Genomic DNA, 21,233 nt, shown 5'->3' with positions numbered 1-21,233 from the left:
TCTCATGCGCCTGCTCACCCACCTGCGGCACGTCGACCTCGCCGTGCCCGATTACGACAAGCAGCTCGACTTCTACGCCGGCGTCTGGGGCCTGACCAAGGTCGCCGAGGACTCCGGCATCTCCTTCCTCGCCGCCGAGGGCAGCCCCGAGCAGTACGTGGTCCGGCTGCGCAAGGCCGACGAGAAGCGCCTCGACCTCGTCTCCTACGGCGCCGCCTCCGCCACCGACGTGGACACGCTCGCCGAGCAACTGCTGGCTGGAGGCGTGCAGTTGATCACCCAGCCGGGCAAGGTCGACACCCCCGGCGGGGGCTACGGCTTCCGCTTCTTCGACGTCGACGGCCGCACCATCGAGGTCTCCGCCGACGTCGAGGTACGGCAGCACCGCAGGATCGAGGAGAAGGAGTCGATCCCGGTCAAGCTGTCCCACGTCGTCCTCAACTCCCCCGATCTGAACCGCACCCGGGAGTGGTACGAGCGCCGCCTCGGTTTCCGGCTCTCCGACACGCTCAGCTCCCCCCACATGGGGGAGGTCATGCACTTCATGCGGATCAGCAACCAGCACCACTCCATGGCCATCGCCCAGGGCCCGCACACCTCCCTGCACCACATCTCCTTCGAGATGCGCGGCATCGACGAGTACATGCGCGGCTCCGGCCGTGTGATCCGCGCCGGGTACCGCAAGATCTGGGGTCCGGGCCGGCACATGGCGGGCGACAACACCTTCACCTACTTCCTCGACCCGCACGGCAACACCGTCGAGTACACCACCGAGCTGGAGTGCCTGGACGAGGACACCTGGCACCCGCACGTCTACGACTTCTCGCAGCCCGAGGTCAGCGACCAGTGGGGCACGGCCAACCCCATGAACGAACTCGTCGCCAAGGAGTCGTTCAACGACCCCGACCGCGGCGTCTTCGTCGCCCCGCCGGTCTGATCTCCCACTCCCTCGCTCCCGGGGGCGCGGCCGGCCCTGTCACCTGCCCTGACTCGGACCCGCCGCGCCCCCGGGCCCAGCCTGCCCGGAGCCGCACCATGCGTTTCGCCGCCTACGAACACCATCACCGTCGCCACGTGGCCGTCGTGGAGGACGACGGAACCCTGCTGCCACTGCCCGGCGCCACCTCGCTCACCGACCTGCTGCGGACGTCCGGTGGGCTGCCCGGCCTGCTCGCCGCCGGCACGGTCGCGCTTGACGTACCGCCCGGCCCGCACGTGACGGAGGTCCGGCTGCTGCCGCCGCTCCAGCCCGCCTCCGTCCGGGACTTCGTCACCTTCGAGGAGCACGTCGAGGGCGTACGGCGCTCGGTGGACGGCGTGGCGGGCGTGCCCGACCAGTGGTACGCCGCGCCGGCCTTCTACTTCAGCAACCCGCACGCGATCCATGCGACGGGCGACGGCATCCCGATGCCGCCCTGCTCGGCCGTCCTCGACTTCGAACTCGAAGTCGCCGCCGTCATCGGCCGCGAGGGCCGCGACCTCACCCCCGAGCAGGCCCGCGACCACATCGTCGGCTACACGGTCTTCAACGACTGGTCGGCCAGGGACCTCCAGTCCGCCGAGATGAAGGTCGGCCTCGGCCCCTGCAAGGGCAAGGACACGGCCACCACCCTCGGCCCGTACCTGGTCACCGCCGACGAACTGGAGCCGTACCGGGACGCCGACGGCTACCTGCGCCTGGCGCTCACCGCCGAGGTCAACGGCGAGGTCGTCGGCCGGGACCTGCTGTCCAACATGAGCTGGACCTTCGAGGAGATGGTCGCCTACGCCTCGCGCGGTACGCGGGTGCTGCCCGGCGACGTCCTGGGCTCCGGCACCTGCGGCAACGGTGGCTGCCTCGCCGAACTGTGGGGCCTGCGCGGCGAACAGACCCCACCGCCTCTCAAGCCCGGCGACACCGTCACCCTCACCGTGGAAGGGATCGGCAGCGTGTCCAACACCGTCGTGCCCGGTGCGGACCCGGTGCCGCTGCCCGCAGGCCGGCGCCGGTCCCGGGAGCGGCCGTGAGCAACCTGCGCCCCAAGAGGCTCCTGGGCAAGGTGGTCGTGGTCACCGGTGCGGCACGTGGCCAGGGCGCCGCCGAGGCAGAGGCGCTGACCCGGGAGGGCGCGCGGGTGATCGCCACCGACGTACGGACGGAAGGCGGCTGCCGCCGCCTCGACGTGACCAGCGCACAGGCCTGGTCCGACCTCGCCGCCGAGCTGAAGGAGTCGTACGGGCAGGTGCACGGCCTGGTCAACAACGCGGGCGTCACCTGGCGCGCCCGCCTCGGCGACGTACGGGCCGAGGACTTCGACCGGGTGCACGCGGTCAACGTCACCGGCCCGCTGCTCGGGATCCAGCACCTCGTCCCGCTGATGCCGCCCGGCGCCTCGATCGTCAACGTCGGTTCCTCGGCCGCCCTCACCGCCCACTACCCGGTCGCCTACACCGCCAGCAAGTGGGGGCTGCGGGGGCTCTCCAGGACGGCCTCACTGGAACTCGGCCCGCGCGGCATCCGCGTCAACACGATCCACCCCGGCTACATCGAGACCGAGATGACCGCCTCGGCCGCCCCCGCGTTCCGCGAGGCCAACATCCGCGAGACGCCGCTCGGCCGCACCGGAACCGTGGGGGAGGTCGCTCCGCTGGTGGTGTTCCTGCTGTCGGAGGAGTCGTCGTTCATCACCGGCGCCGAGATTCCCGTCGACGGCGGGCTCACCGCGCACGGTGGGGTCAAGTCGGTCTCCGACGCGCTGCGCGAGGGGGCCTCGTGAAGCGGCTGGAGGGGAAGGTCGCGCTGATCTCCGGCACGGCCCGTGGTCAGGGCCGGGCCGCCGCGCTGCGGTTCGCCGCCGAGGGCGCGCTCGTGGTCGGCGGCGACCTGCTGCACGAGGAGGCCGTCGGGACACAGCGGCTGATCGCCCGCGAGGGGGGCACGGTCCTCACGCCCGGCCCGCTGGACGTCACCGACGAGGAGTCCGTGCGCTCCTGGGTGGCCGAGGCCGTCGACGCCTTCGGCGGCGTCGACATCGTCTACGCCAACGCCGGCGCGGTCCGCTTCGGGGCCGTCGACAGCCAGCCGTACGAGGACTTCGCCTTCACGATGCGTGCCGAGCTCGACTCGGTATGGCTGACCGTTCGGGCGGCCTGGCGGCACCTGATCGACAGTCGCGGCTGCGTCCTCACCGTCGGCTCCACCGCCGGCCTGACCGGTTCGCTCACCAACCGGCGGACAGCGCACTCCGCGTCCAAGGGCGGCGTGATCGCGCTGACCAGGCAACTGGCCGCCGAGGGCGCGCCGTACGGCATCCGCGCCAACTGCGTCAGCCCCGGGCTGATCGACACGGACGGTTCCCGCGCCGACCTCCTCGCGGAGGACCGCCCGATGCGCTCCATCGCCCGGCACATCCCCCTCGGCCGCACCGGCACACCCGACGACGTGGTGAACGCGGCCGTCTTCCTCGCCTCGGACGAGGCGTCGTACATCACGGGAGCCAACTTCGTCGTCGACGGCGGCTGGTCGACGGTCCTGCCCGGCGCCACCCCTGACGCCACTTGTCGAAAGGAAACCCCCCGCACGTGAACAAGGTCCGCGACAGCGCCGCCGAGGCGGTCGCCGACATCCCCGACGGCGCGTCACTCGCCGTCGGCGGCTTCGGCCTCAGCGGCGTACCGGAAGCCCTCATCCGCGCCCTGTACCAGCAGGGCGCGCAGGGCCTGGAGGTCGTCTCCAACAACTGCGGCGTGGACGGCCGCGGCCTGGGAGTCCTGCTGGCCGCCGGCCGCATCGCCCGCGTCACCGGCTCCTACGTCGGCGAGAACAAGGAGTTCGCCCGCCAGTACCTGGCCGGGGAACTGGAGGTGGAACTGGTCCCGCAGGGCACCCTCGCCGAACGCCTGCGCGCGGGCGGCGCCGGCATCCCCGCCTTCTACACACCGGCCGGTGTGGGCACCCAGGTGGCGCAGGGCGGGCTGCCCTGGCGGTACGCGCCTGGGGGGACCTCCCGGCCGGAGGCTGGGGGAAGCTCGGTCGCGCTCGCCTCGCCGCCCAAGGAGACCCGGAACTTCCACGGCCGCCCCCATGTCCTGGAGCACGGCATCACCACCGACTTCGCCCTCGTACGGGCCTGGCGCGGCGACCGGCACGGCAACCTCGTCTTCCGCAAGGCCGCCGCCAACTTCAACCCTCTGGCCGCCATGGCGGGCAAGGTGACCATCGCCGAGGTCGAGGAACTGGTCGAGCCGGGCGAACTCGACCCCGACTCCGTCCACCTGCCCGGCATCTACGTGCAGCGGGTCGTGGCGCTGAACGCCGACGAAGCCGCCGACAAGAAGATGGAGAAGAGGACGGTACGTTCCTGATGGCCTGGACCCGCGACCAGATGGCCGCCCGCGCCGCCGCCGAACTCACCGACGGCTCCTACGTCAACCTCGGCATCGGCCTGCCCACCCTCATCCCCGGCCACCTCCCGCCCGGCGTGCACGTCGTCCTGCACTCCGAGAACGGCATCCTCGGCACCGGCCCCTACCCCACCGAGGACGAGGTCGACCCCGACCTGATCAACGCCGGCAAGGAGACGGTCACCGTCCTGCCCGGGGCCGCCTTCTTCGACTCGGCCCTGTCCTTCGGCATGATCCGCGGCGGGCACATCGACACCGCGGTGCTCGGCGCCATGCAGGTCTCCGAACGAGGCGACCTGGCCAACTGGATGATCCCCGGCAAAATGGTCAAGGGCATGGGCGGCGCCATGGACCTCGTCCACGGCGCCCGCCGCGTCATCGTCCTCATGGAACACACCGCCAAGGACGGCTCCCCGAAGATCCTCAGGGACTGCACCCTGCCGCTCACCGGCGAGCAGTGCGTCCACCGCATCATCACCGACCTGGGCGTCCTCGACGTCACCGACGACGGCCTCGCCCTGGTGGAGACCGCCCCCGGCATCACCGTGGAGGACATCACGGCCCACACGGACGCGCCGGTACGCCATGACGCTCTCCGGGTGGCATGCTGATGCGTTCTGCGCCGAGATCCTCATGCCGCTGCCATGCCAGGCCGGACGTACCGCGCGAGGCCGCCGCCCGGGTGCAGCTCGCGACGTACCAGGCCGAACACCATCGGGACCTCAGCAGGGCCCGGTCGTGCGTTCCGGTCAGTGTGCACCGGGAGGCAGGCGTGCGCTTCCCTGCATGGCCCGGGCGGGGCGGTCGGCATGGTGACGGAAGACCGACCCGCCCGGGAGTCATCCGGGGCTACAGGCCCACGTCACGGCTGCGGATGTCCTCCAGGGACTCGCGGCGTACGAGGAGGCGGGCGGATCCGTCGCGCACGGCGACCACCGGCGGGCGGCCGACCAGGTTGTAGCCGGAGGCCATGGACAGGTGGTAGGCGCCGGCCACGGGGATGGCGAGCAGGTCTCCGGGGCGTACGTCGGCGGGGAGATCCGCGTCGGCGGCCAGGATGTCACCCGCCTCGCAGTGCCGGCCGACCACGGTGACCCGGGCGCGGTCCGCCGTGCTGTGCCGGCCGATCAGGCGGGGCGTGTACCGGACGCCGTACAGGGCCGGGCGCGGGTTGTCGCTCATGCCGCCGTCCACGGCCACGAACACGTGCTCCCCCGTGTGCTTCACGGACAGGACGCGGTACACGGCGATCCCGGCGGGGCCCGCGATGGCCCGGCCCGGCTCGATGATCAGCCGGGGAACGGGCAGCCCGGCCGTCGTGCAGGCGTCGGCGAGCTCCGCGCGGACCTTGCGGGCCAGCGCCGTCAGGTCCAGGGCCGGCTCACCGGGGCGGTAGGCGATGCCGTGGCCACCGCCGAGGTCGAGTTCGGGCAGGACCAGTCCGTGCTGCTCGTGCAGGCGGGCCATCAGCCCGACCAGGCGGCGCACGGCTACGAGGTACGGCTTGACACTCGTGATCTGGGAGCCCAGGTGGCAGTGCAGGCCGGTGAGTTCGAGCTGGGGCTGGTCGAGGATGCGGGCGATGGCGTGCTGGGCATGGCCGTCCGCGATCGACAGGCCGAACTTCTGGTCGTCCGTGCCGGTGCGGATCTTCTCGTGTCCGCCGGCGCCGATCCCGGGCACCACACGCACCATCACCTTCTGGTGCCCGTCCGGCCCGGCGGCCGCCGCCAGCCTCGCGATCTCAGAGGGGCTGTCGATGACGATCCGTCCGACGCCGAGGCGCAGCGCGGTGTCCAGGTCGCGCGGGGACTTGGCGTTGCCGTGCAGCACGATCCGCTCGGCCGGAAATCCGGTGGTGACAGCGAGTTCGAGTTCACCGGCGGAGCAGACGTCGAGGCCGAGCCCCTCCTCGGCCGTCCAGTGGGCCATGGCCCGGCACAGGAACGCCTTGGCCGCGTACACGATGTCGGCGTCGGGGAAGGCGTCCCGGTAGGTGCGGCAGCGGTCACGGACCTCGGCCTCGTCCAGGAGGTAGACGGGGGTGCCGAAGCGCTCGGCGGCCTCGGCGAGCGGCACGCCGCCCACGGCGAGGTCGCCCGGGCGGGGCTCGGTGGTGGAGGCGGGCCATACTGCCAACTCAGCGGCGGCAGTGATGGGTTCGTGAACCGTGGTCATCGTGGCCTCCCCTTTCAGGCGGCGAACGCGGGTGCCGGCGCAGGCATCGGCCTGGGAGCCGGGGCGGTGAACTGCGGGTCCACCGTGACGGTGGTGACACCGAGCGGGGCTGCCAGCGCCCGCAGTGCGGGCTCGGCGAGACGGATCCACGCCTGGTCGGGTCCGAGCGTGGCGGTCAGCCGGAGTGCGGAGGTGAAGCCGACGGCCGTGCGGTCGCCGAGCGGGGTGCGGAAGAGCCGGGCCGCACAGCCGGAGGGGCCCGGCCGGACCGGGACGTACAGGGGTCCGGCCGGGGACGGATCGGAGGGCTCGGGGTCTTCGCCGTAGCGGAGTTCTGCCATGGGGTGCCTCCCGAAGGGCAGGGAGCGTGGGATCTGGGTGCCCCGGACGCGGGGAGGCGGACCGGGGCTCGCCCTCGACGGTATGCCCGGTGTTCCCGGGTTCCGGACGTGCCCTGACGGGATGCTGATGGTGAGGGGGACGACCTTGACGCGACGCTGACGCCCTGGCGAGAGGACGTGGAAAGGGACGTCAGAAGGGTGCCAAAAACGGGCGTGCGGACTGTTCGAAAGCCTCGGGCAGAGGTGAGATGGAAGCGGCTCCGAGAAGAATCGCCGGTCCGGAAGCCGCTGCCGGCGTGTGCAGAACGGTGAAATCGATGTCCGAGTCCCGTCCGTCCTCAGCAACTCGTTTCGTGGTGGGAGTGAGCGGCTCGCCGGGCAGTCTCACCGCTATGAGCCGGGCGGCCGACGAGGCCGGGCGGCGAGGGGCGGAGCTCTGGCCGGTGCTGGCCTGGGAGCCGCCCGGCGGGGATCCTGCCGCCCGCAGGTTCCCGGCCGCGGCCGTCATGGTCGAGGAGTGGGACCGGCTGGCGCGGGAGCGGTTGCTCAAGGCGCTGTGCGACGTGTTCGGCAGCACGGACACCGGGCTGCCCGGACACGCGCTCGTCGTACGAGGCGCACCCGGGCCGGCTCTGGTGCGGACAGCCGACCGGGAGGACGACATCCTCGTGGTCGGCGCAGGCGGTCGGGGCCGACTGCACCGTGCGCTGTGGCCCTCGGTCAGCCGCTACTGTCTCGCCCACGCCGCGTGCCCCGTGCTCGCGGTGCCGCCGTCGCCCCTGCAGGCAGCTCTGGCAGCCGTGCACCGGAGGAATGCCTTGCGGCTGCCGCTGGACATGGAGCGTCTTCAGCGGGAGTTCGGGTCCGTGCCGCCCGGCGCCTGATCTCCTCAGCGGGCAGCGCCGGCCGGCAGGTCCGGCTGCTCCGGACGCCGTGCCGGGGCCGTGGGCACGGCGAGCACCATGGTGAGGCCGCCGCCGGGCGTGTCCTCGGCGTGCAGGGTGCCGCCTACGGCCTCGGCGAAGCCGCGGGCGACCGCGAGTCCGAGGCCGACGCCGACACCGCGCGGCGAGTCGCCGTACCGCTGGAAGGGCTCGAAGATGCGGTCCTTGGCCTCGTCCGGAACACCGGGCCCACGGTCCACGACCCGCAGTTCGACCCGGTCGGCCAGGGCGCTCGCGGACACCAGCACCCTCTCCCCCGGCGGACTGTATTTGACGGCGTTCTCGACGACGTTGGCGACGGCCCGCTCCAGCAGGCCCCGGTCGACCCACACCATGGGCAGGGTCTCGGGGATGTCCAGGTCCACGCTGTCCTCCGGCACCCCGCCCAGCGCCATGGGCACGACCTCGTCGAGGTCGCTCTCGCGGATGATGGGGGTGACGGTGCCGGTCTGCAGGCGGGACATGTCCAGGAGGTTGCCGACGAGGTGGTCGAGCCGGTCGGCGCCCTCCTCGATGGCCTCCAGCAGCTCCGCCCGGTCCTGTTCGGACCACTCGACGTCGTCCGACCTGAGTGAGGTCACCGCGGCCTTGATACCTGCGAGCGGGGTGCGCAGGTCGTGGCTGACGGCGGCGAGCAGCGCGGTCCTGATGCGGTTGCCCTCGGCCAGTTCCTTGGCGCGATCGGCTTCGCGCTGCAGGCGCTGGCGGTCCAGGACGACGGCGGCCTGCGCGGCGAACGCGGCCAGCACGCGGCGGTCGGCGGCGGGCAGGACGCGGCCGCGCAGGGAGAGGGCCATGTGGTCGCCCACGGGGACGTCGACGTCCGCGTCCTCCGGAACCTCGGCCGGCTGCGGCCCCACGCTGCCGGCGCGGGTCCAGGGTCCCGTCTCGCCGGTCCGTTCGAGCAGGGCCACCGACTCCATGCCGAAGGTCTCCCGCACCCGTTCCAGCAGCGCCTCCAGGGTGGTTTCACCGCGCAGGACGTTGCCCGCGAGGAAGGAGAGGATCTCCGACTCGGCGCGCAGCCGGGCGGCTTGATGGGTGCGGCGGGCGGCGAGGTCCACCACCGAGGCCACGGACACGGCGACCCCGACGAAGATCGCGATGGCGACGATGTTCTTCGGGTCGGCGATCGTCAGGGTGTGGACGGGCGGCGTGAAGTACCAGTTGAGCACCAGGGAGCCGACCACCGCGGAGGCCAACGCGGGGAAGAGGCCGCCCAGCAGGGCCGCAGCCACCGTCAGCGTCAGGAACAGCAGCATGTCGTTGGCGAGGCCGACGTCCGGTACGGCACTGGTGAGGAGCCAGGTGAGCACGGCGGGGCCGAGCACTCCCACGGCCCAGCCCCAGATGACCCGGGAGCGTCCGAGGCGGGCGCCGCGCGCCACCGGCAGTCCCCGTCCCTTGCCCGCCTCGTCGTGCGTGATGAGGTGCACGTCGAGGTCCGGACCGGACTCCACGGCCACCGTGGCGCCGACCCCGGGCCCGAGGACGTACTGCCAACTGCGTCGGCGCGAGACGCCCAGGACGATCTGGGTGGCGTTGACGCCGCGTGCGAAGTCGAGCAGGGCGGCCGGTATGTCGTCGCCGACCACGTGGTGGAAGGTGCCGCCCAGATCCTCCACCAGCGTGCGCTGTACGGCCAGTTCCTTCGGGGAGGCCGCGGTCAGGCCGTCGCTGCGGGAGATGTAGACGGCCAGCACCTCGCCGCCGGCGCCTTTCTCGGCGAGCCGGGCCGCCCGCCGGATCAGCGTGCGCCCCTCGGGGCCGCCGGTCAGGCCGACCACGATCCGCTCCCGGGAGCCCCAGATCTTGGAGACCCGGTGCTCGCTGCGGTAGGCGGTCAGGTACTCGTCGACCCGGTCCGCCACCCACAGCAGCGCCAGCTCCCGCAGCGCGGTCAGGTTCCCGGGGCGGAAGTAGTTGGACAGGGCCGCGTCGACCTTGTCCGGCTGGTAGATGTTCCCGTGCGCCATCCGGCGCCGCAGCGCCTCCGGCGACATGTCGACCAGCTCGATCTGGTCGGCCCGCCGTACCACCTCGTCCGGGACGGTCTCGCGCTGGCGCACCCCCGTGATCGACTCCACGACATCGCCGAGTGACTCCAGGTGCTGGATGTTGACAGTCGAGACCACGTCGATCCCGGCGGCGAGCAGCTCCTCCACGTCCTGCCACCGCTTGGCATTGCGCGAGCCGGGGACGTTGGTGTGGGCGAGCTCGTCCACCAGGGCGACGGCGGGCGCCCGGCGCAGCACGGCGTCGACGTCCATCTCGCCGAAGGTGGCGCCCCGGTACTCGATCTCCTTGCGGGGCACCTGTTCCAGGCCGTGCAGCATCACCTCCGTGCGCGGCCGGTGATGGTGTTCGACGAAGGCCACGACACAGTCGGTGCCCCGCTCGATACGGCGGTGTGCCTCCGACAGCATCGCGTACGTCTTGCCGACGCCGGGTGCCGCGCCGAGGTAGATCCGGAGCTTGCCGCGTGCCATGTCATCCTTCGAAGCGATAGCCCATGCCGGGCTCGGTGATCAGATAGCGGGGGTGGGAGGGATCCGTCTCCAGCTTCCTGCGCAACTGCGCCATGTAGACCCGCAGGTAGTTGGTCTTGTTGCTCTGCGAGACGCCCCAGACCTCCTGGAGCAGCTGCTTCTGCGTGATCAGGCGGCCGGGGTTGGTCACCAGGATCTCCAGCAGGTGCCATTCGGTCGGCGTCAGCCGGACGTCCTTCCCGTCCCGCAGGACCTTCTTGGCGAGCAGGTCGATACTGAAGTGCTCCGTCTCGACCAGCGTCGTCTCGGGGACGAGCGAGGTGTCCTCGGTACGGCGGACGGCGGCTCGCAGGCGGGCGAGCAACTCGTCCATGCTGAACGGCTTGGTGACGTAGTCGTCGGCGCCGGCGTCGAGCGCGGCGACCTTCTCGTCGGACGCCTGGCGGGCGGACAGGACCATGATCGGTACGCGACTCCAGCCGCGCAGCGCCTTGATGATGTCGACGCCGTCCATGTCGGGCAGGCCGAGGTCGAGGAGGACCACGTCGGGCTGGCGCGCGGCGGCGAGCCGGAGGGCCGTGGCGCCGTCGGGGGCGGCGTCCACGCCGTAGTGACGTGCCTGCAAGTTGATGACGAGGGCCCGCACGAGCTGCGGGTCGTCCTCCACCACGAGCACCCTGGTCATGGGTGTGTGCCTCTCCTGTCATGCGTCGGGCCGTGGGCACGGGAAGCGGGGCGGCCGACTTCACGGCTGCGGGAGCCGGCGGTCCCGGGATGCCTCCCGGACCGCCGACTCCCGTGTGGATCGCGTAAGGCCGTCACTTCTTCGCCACGAGGTCCTTGAGCGCGATGTTGAGTTCCAGGACGTTCACCTGCGGCTCGCCGATGAAGCCGAGGGTGCGGCCCTCAGTGTGGTCCTTGACCAGCTTCTCCACCTGGGCGACGGACAGCCCGTTCTTCGCAGCGACGCGGTGGACCTGGAGTTCGGCGTAGGCCGGGGAGATGGCCGGGTCCAGTCCGGAGCCGGAGGAGGTCACCGCGTCGGCGGGGACGTCGGACGGCTTGACCGTGTAGCCGGGGACCGAGTTGTCCATGACGACGGCGGCCCTGGCGGCGAGTACCTGTGCGCAGAGCGTCTTGTCCGCGGGCTTGTCCGGGCACGTGCCCTTCACCGCACCGCTGTCGGCGGACAGGTTGGTGGCCCCGGACACGATCAGGTGGTACCGCGTGTTGACACTGTTGACGCCGAGGCCGTTGGCCGGACGGCCCTGGAACCACTTCAGGTCCGGGTCCGGGGTGTCCTGGCCCTTCTTCAGCGGCAGGTTGTACGACTGCCCGATGAGGGACGAGCCGACGACCTTGCCGTCCGCCTTGATCTCCGAGCCGTTCGCCTTGTTGTTGAACAGGGCCTGGGCGATGCCGGTGACGACCAGCGGGTAGATGACGCCGGTCACCAGGGTCAGCACGAGGAGGGCGCGCAGGCCCGCCCCGAGCAACCGGACGGTGTTCGTTACGGAGTTGTTCATGGCGATCAGCCGATTCCGGGGATGAGGGAGATGAGTAGGTCGATGATCTTGATGCCGATGAAGGGCGCGATCAGGCCGCCGATGCCGTAGATCCCGAGGTTGCGGCGGAGCATCTTGTCGGCGCTCATCGGCCGGTAGCGCACGCCCTTCAGGGACAGCGGCACCAGCGCGATGATGATCAGCGCGTTGAAGATGACGGCCGACAGGATCGCGGAGTTCGGCGAGGACAGCTGCATGATGTTCAGCTTGTCCAGGCCCGGGTAGACCGCCGCGAACAGCGCCGGGATGATCGCGAAGTACTTCGCGACGTCGTTGGCGATGGAGAACGTCGTCAGCGCGCCGCGCGTGATCAGCAGCTGCTTGCCGATCTCCACGATCTCGATCAGCTTGGTCGGGTTGGAGTCGAGGTCGACCATGTTGCCGGCCTCCTTGGCGGCCGACGTACCGGTGTTCATCGCCACGCCGACGTCCGCCTGCGCGAGCGCCGGGGCGTCGTTGGTGCCGTCACCGGTCATCGCGACGAGCTTGCCGCCGGCCTGCTCCCGCTTGATGAGGGCCATCTTGTCCTCGGGGGTGGCCTCGGCGAGGAAGTCGTCGACGCCGGCCTCCTCCGCGATCGCCTTGGCGGTCAGCGGGTTGTCACCCGTGATCATGACCGTCTTGATGCCCATGCGGCGCAGTTCCTCGAACCGCTCCCGCATCCCTTCCTTGACGACGTCCTTCAGATGGATGACGCCCAGGACGCGGGCGCCCTGCTCGTCCTCGACCGCGACGAGCAGCGGAGTGCCGCCCGCCTCGGAGATGCGGTTCGCGACGGTGTCCGCGTCCTCGGCGACGGTGCCGCCGCGCTCCTTCACCCAGGCGATGACGGAGGCGGTGGCGCCCTTGCGGATCTTCCGTCCGTCGACGTCCACGCCCGACATGCGGGTCTGGGCGGTGAACTCGATCCACTCGGCGCCGGACAGCTCGCCCTGGTGGCGCTCGCGCAGCCCGTACTTCTCCTTCGCGAGGACGACGATGGAGCGGCCCTCGGGGGTCTCGTCCGCGAGGGACGACAGCTGGGCCGCGTCGGCGACCTCCGCCTCGGTGGTGCCGTGGACCGGTACGAACTCGGCGGCCTGGCGGTTGCCGAGGGTGATGGTGCCGGTCTTGTCCAGCAGCAGTGTGGAGACGTCACCGGCGGCCTCGACCGCACGCCCCGACATCGCCAGCACATTGCGCTGCACCAGCCGGTCCATGCCCGCGATGCCGATCGCGGAGAGCAGGGCGCCGATGGTGGTCGGGATCAGGCAGACCAGCAGGGCGACCAGCACGACCATGGTCAGGTGCGTGCCCGCGAACGTCGCGAACGGCGGCAGGGTCGCCACCGCCAGCAGGAACACGATGGTCAGCGAGGCGAGCAGGATGTTCAGCGCGATCTCGTTCGGCGTCTTCTGCCGGGCCGCGCCCTCGACCAGGTTGATCATCCGGTCGATGAAGGTCTCACCGGGCTTCGTCGTGATCTTGATGACGATCCGGTCGGACAGCACCTTCGTACCGCCGGTCACCGCGCAGCGGTCACCGCCGGACTCACGGATGACCGGCGCGGACTCACCGGTGATCGCCGACTCGTCCACCGACGCGACGCCCTCGACGACATCGCCGTCACCGGGGATGACGTCACCTGCCTCACAGACGACCAGGTCACCGATGGTCAGCTCGGTGCCCGCAACCTGCTCCTCGGACGTGCCGTCCGCGAGCAGCCGGCGCGCGACGGTGTCGGTCTTGGCCTTGCGCAGGGTGTCGGCCTGCGCCTTGCCGCGGCCCTCGGCGACCGCCTCCGCCAGGTTGGCGAAGATCACCGTCAGCCACAGCCAGACACTGATCGTCCAGCCGAACCAGTCACTCGCGTGCTGGAAGGAGAAGACGGTGGTCAGGACGGAGCCGATCCACACCACGAACATCACGGGCGACTTGACCATCACCCGCGGGTCCAGCTTGCGGAACGCGTCCGGCAGCGACTTGAGCAGCGCCTTGGGGTCGAAGAGGCCCGCTCCGACACGGCCCTCGGCGGGCTTGTGCCCGGTGGGTGCGTCCTGGTGGGGCGCAAGGGTGGGTGTGGACATCGCGTCCTCGTGGTTTTCCGTTCGGGTGGTCATGACGCCAGCCCCTCGGCCAGCGGACCCAGCGCCAGGGCCGGGAAGTACGTCAGACCGGTGATGATCAGGATCGCGCCCACCAGCAGGCCGGTGAACAGCGGCTTCTCGGTGCGCAGGGTGCCCGCGGTCACCGGCACCGGCTTCTGCTCGGCGAGCGAGCCGGCCAGCGCCAGCACGAACACCATCGGCAGGAAGCGGCCGAGCAGCATCGCGAGTCCGGTCATGGTGTTGTACCAGTCGGTGTTCGCGTTCAGACCGGCGAAGGCCGAGCCGTTGTTGTTCGACGCCGACGTGAACGCGTACAGGACCTCGGAGAACCCGTGCGCGCCGGAGTTCAGCATCGAGTGCGGCGGGGTCGGCAGGGCCATGGAGGCGGCCGTGAAAACCAGTACCAGGGCGGGGGTGATGAGGATGTAGCAGGCGGCGAGCTTCATCTCGCGGCCGCCGATCTTCTTGCCCAGGTATTCGGGCGTACGGCCGACCATCAGACCGGCGATGAACACCGCGATCACGGCCATGATCAGCATGCCGTACAGGCCGGAACCCGTACCACCGGGCGCGATCTCGCCCAGCATCATGCTCAGCATGGTGATACCGCCGCCGAGGCCGGTGAACGAGGAGTGGAAGGAGTTCACCGCACCGGTCGAGGTCAGCGTGGTCGACACCGCGAAGATCGACGATGAGCCCACACCGAAGCGGACCTCCTTGCCCTCCATCGCACCACCCGCGGCCTGGAGCGCCGCGCCGTGGTGGGCAAACTCGCTCCACATCATCAGCAGGACGAAGCCCAGCCAGATGGTGAACATCGTGGCGAGGATCGCATAGCCCTGCTTCACGTTGCCGACCATCACGCCGAAGGTGCGGGTCAGCGAGAACGGGATCACCAGGAGCAGGAAGATCTCCAGGAGGTTGGTGAACGGCGTGGGGTTCTCGAAGGGATGGGCCGAGTTGGCGTTGAAGTAACCGCCACCGTTGGTGCCGAACTCCTTGATCGCCTCCTGCGAGGCGACCGCGCCGCCGTTCCACTGCTGCGAGCCGCCCATGAACTGGCCGACCTCGTGGATGCCGGAGAAGTTCTGGATCACACCGCACGCCACCAGCACGATCGCGGCGACCGCGGCACCCGGCAGCAGGATCCGCAGCGTGCCACGCACCAGGTCGGACCAGAAGTTGCCCAGCTCACCGGTGCGCGAGCGGGCGAAGCCTCGCACCAGGGCGACGGCGACAGCCATGCCCACGGCCGCGGAGACGAAGTTCTGCACGGTCAGACCCGCGGTCTGCACGACGTGCCCCATCGTCTGCTCGCCGGAGTACGACTGCCAGTTCGTGTTCGTCACGAACGACACGGCCGTGTTGAACGACTGCGCCGGGTTGACGGAGTCGAACTTCATCGAGCCGGGCAGGACGCCCTGCAGCCGCTGCAGCAGGTAGAGGAAGAGGACGCTGACGGCCGAGAAGGCCAGAACACCGCGCAGGTACGCGGGCCAGGTCATCTCGGTGTCGGGGTTGGCACCGATGGCCTTGTAGATCCACTTCTCGACGCGCAGGTGCTTCTTCGAGGAGTAGACCTTGGCCATGTAGTTGCCGAGGGGGACGTAGGCGAGTGCCAGGGCGCCTATGAGGGCGATCAGCTGGAGCAGGCCGGCAAGTTGGGGACCCATGTCTGTTCTCAGAACCTCTCCGGGAAGATCAGGGCGAGGACGAGATAGCCCAGCAGGGCGACGGCTACGACCAGGCCGACGACGTTCTCGACGGTCACAGCTTCGTCACCCCCTTGGCGACGAGGGCCACCAGCGCGAAGCCCGCAAGCACGGTGACGACGAAGGCCAGATCGGCCATCGTGAACTCCTGGAGTGAGGTTCGGTTGAAACGGACGCTTAGAGGAAAGCGCCTCTCTGGCCGGTTCTGGTCGCCCGTTGACGGCCCTCTTACGGCGGACCCCGGACCTTTGACGGGACTCTTACGACTCCTGACTCGTACCGGTCAGCAGGCGGCTGTGGCAGTCGGTGACCTGGCTCACAGCCGGAAGCGCAGCCGGCAGATCACGGCGTCCGTTTCCCGGCGCACGGCGTGCGCGACGACGGCGCCCCGCTGGTTCTGCAGCAGCCGCTGCCCATGCCGCTCGGGCTCGGCCTCGGGGATCAGCACGGTGACCCGTGTGGCCGGTTCTGCGGCGGTGACCTCGCGCAGGTAGGCGGCGATGGGCCGGCCGAGGCTGCGCCGCGCACAGGCCGGCCGTACCAGCTCGACCCCGGGCTCCCACTCCGCCCAGGAACGCTCCAAGATGTGCAGCTGCGACCGGTCTTCGGGGTCTGGACAGCACACGGTCACCGCGCGGACCTCGTCTCCGAGGGAGGCGGCCGCGGTCAGCGCCTCGGAGGTCAGCCGGGACAGCGTGGACACCGGGACGATCACCAGCGACCGCCGGCGGTGCGGGTCCTCCGGAACACGGCCGAGGCCGAGCCGCTCGCCGATCCTGCGGTAGGCGCGGTGCACGATCTCGAAGGCGGCCACCAGCAGCGGCAGAGCGATGACTATCAGCCAGGCGCCGTCGCTGAGGACGTAGTCCAGCACCAGCGAGGCGGCGGCCACCAGGCTGGTCCGCGCGCCCAGGTGCGTCTTCGCCACGGCGTACGAGCCGCCGCCGTCCGGGAAGGCGGTCTCATCCCCCGCGTACTGGTCCCGCCGTGTCCAGCGCGGCACCCGTCTGGTCGGCCAGGGTGACGGCGACCAGCCGGGCCTGGAGCGGGGGCACCGGTCCCGGGCCGGGGGTGAGCATGAAGCGGCCGAGGTAGTGGCCGTTGCCGTACGCGCGCAGCTCGATCTCGCCCTCCGGCCACCCGTCGGTGTCCGGGTTCCAGGTGCGGCGGCCCACCGTCACGCCGCCGTCCTTCTCCAGGCGCGGCGGGCGGCCCAGGAGCGCGCCGTACTCGAAGCGGCAGGCGCGCAGTCCGAGCAGGCCGGTCAGCTCGCCTCGGACGTGGTCGACCACGATGTCCGCCGAGTTGGCGGACTGCACGAGGTCGGCCGTCCGATGGATCCGCGCGAGGTGGTCCGCGTCGGTCACCGTCATGACCTCCAGCCGGCGGGCCCAGGCCGCGAGCTGGGCGACGATCACGCCGACGACCAGCAACAGCACTGCCGTTTCGATATCCGCCGAGGCGGTGATGTCGAAGGTCTCGTACGGCCGGGTGAGGAAGAAGTCGAACCAGGCCGCCGCCGACAGTGCCGCGACCACACCCGCCGTACGGCTTCCCAGGGCAGCCACGGCGACGACCACGACGACGAGGACAAGGGCAGCGTTCGTGTGCGTGAGGCTCGTACGGAACGGGACGAGCGCCAGGGCCACGAGGAACGGGGCGGCCAGGCCCGCCGTCAGGGCGAGCCGGTCCCGCAGCGGCAAGGGCCGCGCAGACTGGCTTCCTCGCGTGCGGTGCAGCTTCCAGGTGCCGGGCACAGTGCTCATCACGCACCTCCTACGCTCTGTTCGGTCGGTTCGGCACCCGCCGTGCGTGCCGCGAACGGCAGCGAGACGACCATGGTCAGTCCGCCGCCGGGGGTGTCCTCGGGGTTCAGGGTGCCGTTCATCGCCTCGGTCAGTCCCCGCGCGAGGGCCAGCCCAAGGCCGAGTCCTGTGGTGTTGTCGGTGTCGCCGAGTCGCTGGAAGGGCTCGAAGAGCCGTTCCCGGCCCTCGGGCGGAAGCCCCGGCCCCCGGTCCACCACCCGCAGCTCCACCCGGCCCGCCAGGGCACTGGCGGTGACCAGCACCCGCTGCCCGGGCGGGCTGTGGCGGGCGGCGTTGCCGACCAGGTTGGCGATCACCCGCTCCAGCAGCGGCGGGTCGGCCAGCACCGCCGGGATGTACTCCACGTCCGCCACCTCGACCTCTGACACGTCCGCCAGTGCCATCGGCAGCACCTCCTCCAGGGAGGTCTCTCGCAGGTTCAGCGTGAGGGCGCCGGCCTCCAGCCGGCTGAGGTCGAGAAGGTTCTCCACCAGCCGGTTGAGCTTGGCCATGGACTCGTCGGCGGCGGCCAGAAGTTCCTCACGGTCCTCCAGGGAGAACTCGACGTCCCGGCTGCGCAGGGAGGTGACGGCGGCCCAGCCGGCGGCGAGCGGGGTGCGCAGGTCGTGGCCGACGGCCCGCAGCAGGGCCGTGCGCAGCCGGTCGGCAGCCTTGACCGGCTCCACCTCAGCCGCCGCCTCAGCGAGCCGTGCCCGCTCCACCGCGGAGCCCACGTGCGCGGCGAACGCGGCCAGCACCCGCCGCTCGGAGGAGGAGAGAGTACGGCCGCGCAGCACGAGACAGGCACCGGGGCCCGCCGCTACGGCCGTCACCCCGGCCGTCGCGTCCGGTGGCTCGTCCACCAGGTCCGCCGATTCCATGCCGAAGGTCTCGCGGGTGCGCTCCAGCAGGGCCGGAATGGTCGCTTCCCCGCGCACGATGCTGCCGGCCAGGGACGACATGGTCTCAGCCTCGGCGGTCGCCCGGGCGGAACGGCGGCCCAGGCGCAGGGAACGGTCGACGACCGCGGCGACAGTGGCCGCGACGACCGCGAACACCGCCAGGGCCAGCAATGCGTTCGGATCGTCCAGCGTGAAGGCGCCGATGGGCGGGATGAACCAGTAGTTGAGCAGCAGGGACGCCGTCACCGACGCGATCACCGCGGAAGCGACCCCGCCTATGCAGGCCACGCCTACCACGGCCAGCAGGAACAGCAGGGCCTCACTGGTCAGGTTCAGCGTGCCCCGCAATTGGGCCAGGACCGTGGTGAGGAGGACCGGCAGCACCAGTCCGGCCACCGGGCCCGCGATCAGCCGGGCCGTCGACAGCGTGCGTCGGCGGGAGGGCAGCAGCGTGCCGCGCCCGGCCCGCTCGTGGGTGACCCGGTGCACGTCGATGTCGCCGGACAGCTCGGTCACGGTCTCCCCCGTGCCGGGCCCGGTCAGGAACCGCGCCAGCCGTCCCCGCCTGCTGGTGCCCAGCACCAGCTGGGTGGCGTTCTCGGCCCGGGCGAACTCCACCAGGGTGGTGGCCACGTCGTCGCCGACCACGGAGTGGTAGCTGCCGCCCAGGTCCTCCACCAGCCGGCGCTGCCGGGCCAGCGAGGCCGCCGAAACCCCACCGGCCAAGCCGTCGCTGCGGGCCACGTGTACGGCGAGCAGGTCGCCGCCCGCCGACCGGTCGGCGATGCGGGCAGCCCGCCGGACCAGGGTGTCCCCCTCCGGGCCACCGGTCAGGGCGACGACGACCCGCTCCCGGGTCTCCCACACCCCGCCTATGCCGTGCTGCGAGCGGTACTCCTGCAGGGCCTCGTCCACCCGGTCGGCCACCCACAGCAGCGCGAGCTGCCGCAGGGCGGTGAGGTTGCCGGGCCGGAAGTAGTTGGCGAGCGCGGCGTCGATCTTCTCGGGGGCGTAGATGTTGCCGTGTGCCATACGGCGGCGCAGGCCCTCAGGAGGCATGTCCACCAGCTCGATCTGCCACGCCCGCCGGACCACCTCGTCGGGCAGGGTCTCGTGCTGCGGCACCCCGGTGATCTTCTCGACCACGTCGTTGAGGGACTCCAGATGCTGGATGTTCACCGCGGTGATCACGTCGATGCCGGCGTCGAGCAATGCCTCGATGTCCTGCCAGCGCTTGGCGTTGCGGCCGTCGCCGGGGACGTTGCTGTGGGCGAACTCGTCCACGATCGCCACCTGCGGGCGGCGGCCGAGGACCGCGGCCAGGTCCATCTCCTCGAAGTCTCCGCCGCGGTAGGTGCACCGGGCCCGGGAGACGACCTCCAGGCCGTCGACCATCGCCTGCGTGTGCGGGCGCCCGTGGCACTCCACGAAGCCCACCACCACGTCCGCACCGCGGGCGGCGCGGCGCCGCCCCTCGTCGAGCATCCGGTACGTCTTGCCGACCCCCGGGGCCGCCCCGAGGTAGACCTTCAGCCGTCCGGACCGTACGTCACTCATCGCCGTCGACGCGCTCCGCTCACTGATCCAACTCCCCTTCTCGGCAAAGCTCCTCCTCCAAGAAAGCCGCTTCACGGAGCGTTCGGCGTGAGTGTTAGCGATTTCTTGGCGGCGGTGCCGGGGACCTTGACACCGCCTTGACGTGCCCTGGCCCGATGGGGTGAGGGCAGCTGCCCATGGCAGCTCAGCGGAACTCGGCCGGCCGTGGCCGCAGCCCCGACACGGCCAGGAGCATCGCCGCGCCCAGCCCGCCGGTATCCCGCGTGCGATGACTGTCCGGCGCCTGGAACCGATGGACGTCGACGCCGTGCGCGTCCTCGGCCCGGACACGCCCTGGCTCTCGGCCGGCTGGAGCGGACCGCGCGGTCTCGCCGCCTCGGGGCACGCATGGGCCGCGGTGGGCCGTACGGGACGCATCCAGGCGGTGGCCTGCACCTACTCCACGGCACCCGCTACGAGGACGTGGCCGTCCACACCGCCCCCGGCCGCACACGCCACCACCTGGCCCTGGCCTGTGTCAACGCTCTGTGTGTCGACATCGGCGCTCGGGGACACATCCCCAGCTGGAACTGCTCGGTCCACGACCGGGCCAGTCGCCTCCTGTCCTGGAGCGCCGGTTTCCGGCTGGTCCGCGAATACATCCGCTACGCCGTCGGCAGCCCGGTGGGGAGCCGACGCAACCTCAGCGCGTAACGCGCCCTCCCCTGTAGGGCGCAGTCGCTCTCCGGGCAAGGGGAAGCCTCAGACCTTGACGTGCGGGCAGCGTTCACCCCACTGGTCTTAACGGAAGATTGACGCCCTCCGGCGAGATGATCCGTGGGCTCAGGTGTCACTCTCCGCTTACGCTGGTGCGGCCGTCCGTGTGATGGCCGAAACCCCACGCTGAGCCCCACATCAGGAGAGCGCGTCGATGGCCACCACCGAACACCCTCCCAGTACCAGCCGCCTGCGGACGTGGATGCTGGAGGGCCTGTCCGACATGGGCAAGAACGGCGGCCACCCGGAGCCCCACGCCGAGCCGGAGCCCCCGCACCAGGGGCAGCGGTGGTGGCGGGTGATGTGCCTGACCGGTGTCGACTACTTCTCCACCCTCGGCTACCAGCCGGGCATCGCGGCGCTCGCGGCCGGCCTGCTGGGGCCGATCGCGACCATCGTCCTCGTCATCGTGACCCTGGCCGGCGCGCTTCCGGTGTACCGCCGGGTCGCCGAGGAGAGCCCGCACGGCGAGGGCTCGATCGCCATGCTGGAGCGGCTGCTGTCCTTCTGGCAG

Annotated in this window: 18 protein-coding genes and 2 pseudogenes; 9 read left to right on the top strand and 11 right to left on the bottom strand. The window is 71.1% G+C overall.

Features of this window, described 5'->3' with window-relative positions; translation table 11 throughout:
- Positions 1–4 precede the first annotated feature (4 nt).
- The 6 genes from LE548_RS05365 (at position 5) to LE548_RS05335 (ending at position 4,994) form a co-directional block, all read left to right on the top strand.
- Positions 5–937, top strand: coding sequence for a VOC family protein (locus LE548_RS05365; protein WP_225095464.1), 933 nt, complete (start codon positions 5–7; stop codon positions 935–937).
- Positions 938–1,035: 98 nt separating this feature from the next.
- Positions 1,036–2,007 (top strand): fumarylacetoacetate hydrolase family protein, encoded by a 972-nt coding sequence (locus LE548_RS05360; protein ID WP_225095463.1) that lies wholly within the window; start codon positions 1,036–1,038, stop codon positions 2,005–2,007.
- On the top strand, positions 2,004–2,756 hold the full coding sequence (locus LE548_RS05355; protein WP_225095462.1) for an SDR family NAD(P)-dependent oxidoreductase: 753 nt from the start codon (positions 2,004–2,006) through the stop codon (positions 2,754–2,756). Before LE548_RS05360 ends, LE548_RS05355 begins: the two co-directional genes overlap by 4 nt.
- Positions 2,753–3,565 (top strand): SDR family NAD(P)-dependent oxidoreductase, encoded by an 813-nt coding sequence (locus tag LE548_RS05345; protein ID WP_308029899.1) that lies wholly within the window; start codon positions 2,753–2,755, stop codon positions 3,563–3,565. The genes LE548_RS05355 and LE548_RS05345 overlap by 4 nt, the downstream gene beginning before the upstream one ends.
- Positions 3,562–4,344, top strand: a complete 783-nt coding sequence (locus LE548_RS05340; RefSeq protein WP_225095461.1) for a CoA transferase subunit A — start codon at positions 3,562–3,564, stop codon at positions 4,342–4,344. The genes LE548_RS05345 and LE548_RS05340 overlap by 4 nt, the downstream gene beginning before the upstream one ends.
- A complete protein-coding gene (locus LE548_RS05335; protein ID WP_225095460.1) occupies positions 4,344–4,994 on the top strand; it encodes a CoA transferase subunit B in 651 nt (216 codons plus the stop codon). The genes LE548_RS05340 and LE548_RS05335 overlap by 1 nt, the downstream gene beginning before the upstream one ends.
- A 238-nt stretch (positions 4,995–5,232) precedes the next feature.
- Here LE548_RS05335 and lysA read toward each other — a convergent pair whose 3' ends face one another.
- Together lysA and LE548_RS05325 are read right to left on the bottom strand one after the other, a co-directional pair.
- Positions 5,233–6,561, bottom strand: a complete 1,329-nt coding sequence (gene lysA, locus LE548_RS05330; protein ID WP_225095459.1) for a diaminopimelate decarboxylase — start codon at positions 6,559–6,561, stop codon at positions 5,233–5,235.
- A 14-nt stretch (positions 6,562–6,575) separates the two neighbouring features.
- The gene (locus LE548_RS05325) at positions 6,576–6,902 is read right to left on the bottom strand and encodes an SAV_915 family protein (protein WP_225095458.1); all 327 of its coding nucleotides are present in this window, start codon (positions 6,900–6,902) and stop codon (positions 6,576–6,578) included.
- A 317-nt stretch (positions 6,903–7,219) separates the two neighbouring features.
- Between LE548_RS05325 and LE548_RS05320 the strand changes: the two genes are divergently transcribed.
- Positions 7,220–7,786, top strand: a complete 567-nt coding sequence (locus tag LE548_RS05320) for a universal stress protein (RefSeq protein WP_225095457.1) — start codon at positions 7,220–7,222, stop codon at positions 7,784–7,786.
- Between the two features lie 5 nt (positions 7,787–7,791).
- Here LE548_RS05320 and LE548_RS05315 read toward each other — a convergent pair whose 3' ends face one another.
- The 9 genes and pseudogenes from LE548_RS05315 to LE548_RS05275 form a co-directional block, all read right to left on the bottom strand.
- Positions 7,792–10,335: a sensor histidine kinase KdpD gene (locus tag LE548_RS05315; RefSeq protein ID WP_225095456.1), complete on the bottom strand. Its 2,544-nt coding sequence runs from the start codon at positions 10,333–10,335 to the stop codon at positions 7,792–7,794.
- A 1-nt stretch (position 10,336) separates the two neighbouring features.
- Positions 10,337–11,020 carry a response regulator gene (locus LE548_RS05310; RefSeq protein WP_225095455.1) on the bottom strand — a complete coding sequence of 228 codons (684 nt, stop codon included), beginning with the start codon at positions 11,018–11,020 and terminating at the stop codon, positions 10,337–10,339.
- Between the two features lie 133 nt (positions 11,021–11,153).
- Positions 11,154–11,861 (bottom strand): potassium-transporting ATPase subunit C, encoded by a 708-nt coding sequence (locus LE548_RS05305; protein WP_225095454.1) that lies wholly within the window; start codon positions 11,859–11,861, stop codon positions 11,154–11,156.
- 5 nt (positions 11,862–11,866) lie between these two features.
- On the bottom strand, positions 11,867–13,999 hold the full coding sequence (gene kdpB, locus LE548_RS05300; protein WP_225095453.1) for a potassium-transporting ATPase subunit KdpB: 2,133 nt from the start codon (positions 13,997–13,999) through the stop codon (positions 11,867–11,869).
- Positions 13,996–15,660 carry a potassium-transporting ATPase subunit KdpA gene (kdpA, locus tag LE548_RS05295; protein ID WP_225095452.1) on the bottom strand — a complete coding sequence of 555 codons (1,665 nt, stop codon included), beginning with the start codon at positions 15,658–15,660 and terminating at the stop codon, positions 13,996–13,998. The genes kdpB and kdpA overlap by 4 nt, the downstream gene beginning before the upstream one ends.
- Before the next feature lie 8 nt (positions 15,661–15,668).
- Positions 15,669–15,758, bottom strand: coding sequence for a K(+)-transporting ATPase subunit F (gene kdpF, locus LE548_RS05290; RefSeq protein ID WP_037770757.1), 90 nt, complete (start codon positions 15,756–15,758; stop codon positions 15,669–15,671).
- Positions 15,759–16,015: 257 nt separating this feature from the next.
- A pseudogene (locus LE548_RS05285) lies at positions 16,016–16,552 on the bottom strand (amino acid permease); the annotation flags it as partial.
- A gap of 109 nt (positions 16,553–16,661) precedes the next feature.
- Positions 16,662–17,465: a DUF4118 domain-containing protein gene (locus LE548_RS05280; RefSeq protein ID WP_225095451.1), complete on the bottom strand. Its 804-nt coding sequence runs from the start codon at positions 17,463–17,465 to the stop codon at positions 16,662–16,664.
- Positions 17,465–19,963, bottom strand: coding sequence for an ATP-binding protein (locus tag LE548_RS05275; protein ID WP_225095450.1), 2,499 nt, complete (start codon positions 19,961–19,963; stop codon positions 17,465–17,467). Before LE548_RS05275 ends, LE548_RS05280 begins: the two co-directional genes overlap by 1 nt.
- 387 nt (positions 19,964–20,350) lie before the next feature.
- Between LE548_RS05275 and LE548_RS05270 the strand changes: the two genes are divergently transcribed.
- Positions 20,351–20,656 carry a GNAT family N-acetyltransferase gene (locus LE548_RS05270; RefSeq protein WP_225095449.1) on the top strand — a complete coding sequence of 102 codons (306 nt, stop codon included), beginning with the start codon at positions 20,351–20,353 and terminating at the stop codon, positions 20,654–20,656.
- Between the two features lie 217 nt (positions 20,657–20,873).
- Positions 20,874–21,233: pseudogene (locus LE548_RS05265) on the top strand (amino acid transporter); the annotation flags it as partial.

Origin of the sequence: Streptomyces sp. CoH27, from assembly GCF_020181035.1 — a bacterium.
Lineage (GTDB): Bacteria > Actinomycetota > Actinomycetes > Streptomycetales > Streptomycetaceae > Streptomyces > Streptomyces camelliae.
This window is presented reverse-complemented; position numbering and strand designations above follow the sequence as displayed.

Coding starts and splice junctions, on each gene's coding strand:
- LE548_RS05280 (WP_225095451.1), bottom strand. CDS start 17,465: ATGAGCACTGTGCCCGGCACCTGGAAGCTGCACCGCACGCGAGGAAGC.
- LE548_RS05305 (WP_225095454.1), bottom strand. CDS start 11,861: ATGAACAACTCCGTAACGAACACCGTCCGGTTGCTCGGGGCGGGCCTG.
- LE548_RS05315 (WP_225095456.1), bottom strand. CDS start 10,335: ATGGCACGCGGCAAGCTCCGGATCTACCTCGGCGCGGCACCCGGCGTC.
- LE548_RS05365 (WP_225095464.1), top strand. CDS start 5: ATGCGCCTGCTCACCCACCTGCGGCACGTCGACCTCGCCGTGCCCGAT.
- LE548_RS05360 (WP_225095463.1), top strand. CDS start 1,036: ATGCGTTTCGCCGCCTACGAACACCATCACCGTCGCCACGTGGCCGTC.
- LE548_RS05275 (WP_225095450.1), bottom strand. CDS start 19,963: ATGAGTGACGTACGGTCCGGACGGCTGAAGGTCTACCTCGGGGCGGCC.
- kdpA (WP_225095452.1), bottom strand. CDS start 15,660: ATGGGTCCCCAACTTGCCGGCCTGCTCCAGCTGATCGCCCTCATAGGC.
- LE548_RS05320 (WP_225095457.1), top strand. CDS start 7,220: ATGTCCGAGTCCCGTCCGTCCTCAGCAACTCGTTTCGTGGTGGGAGTG.
- LE548_RS05270 (WP_225095449.1), top strand. CDS start 20,351: ATGGGCCGCGGTGGGCCGTACGGGACGCATCCAGGCGGTGGCCTGCAC.
- LE548_RS05310 (WP_225095455.1), bottom strand. CDS start 11,020: ATGACCAGGGTGCTCGTGGTGGAGGACGACCCGCAGCTCGTGCGGGCC.
- lysA (WP_225095459.1), bottom strand. CDS start 6,561: ATGACCACGGTTCACGAACCCATCACTGCCGCCGCTGAGTTGGCAGTA.
- kdpB (WP_225095453.1), bottom strand. CDS start 13,999: ATGACCACCCGAACGGAAAACCACGAGGACGCGATGTCCACACCCACC.
- LE548_RS05335 (WP_225095460.1), top strand. CDS start 4,344: ATGGCCTGGACCCGCGACCAGATGGCCGCCCGCGCCGCCGCCGAACTC.
- LE548_RS05325 (WP_225095458.1), bottom strand. CDS start 6,902: ATGGCAGAACTCCGCTACGGCGAAGACCCCGAGCCCTCCGATCCGTCC.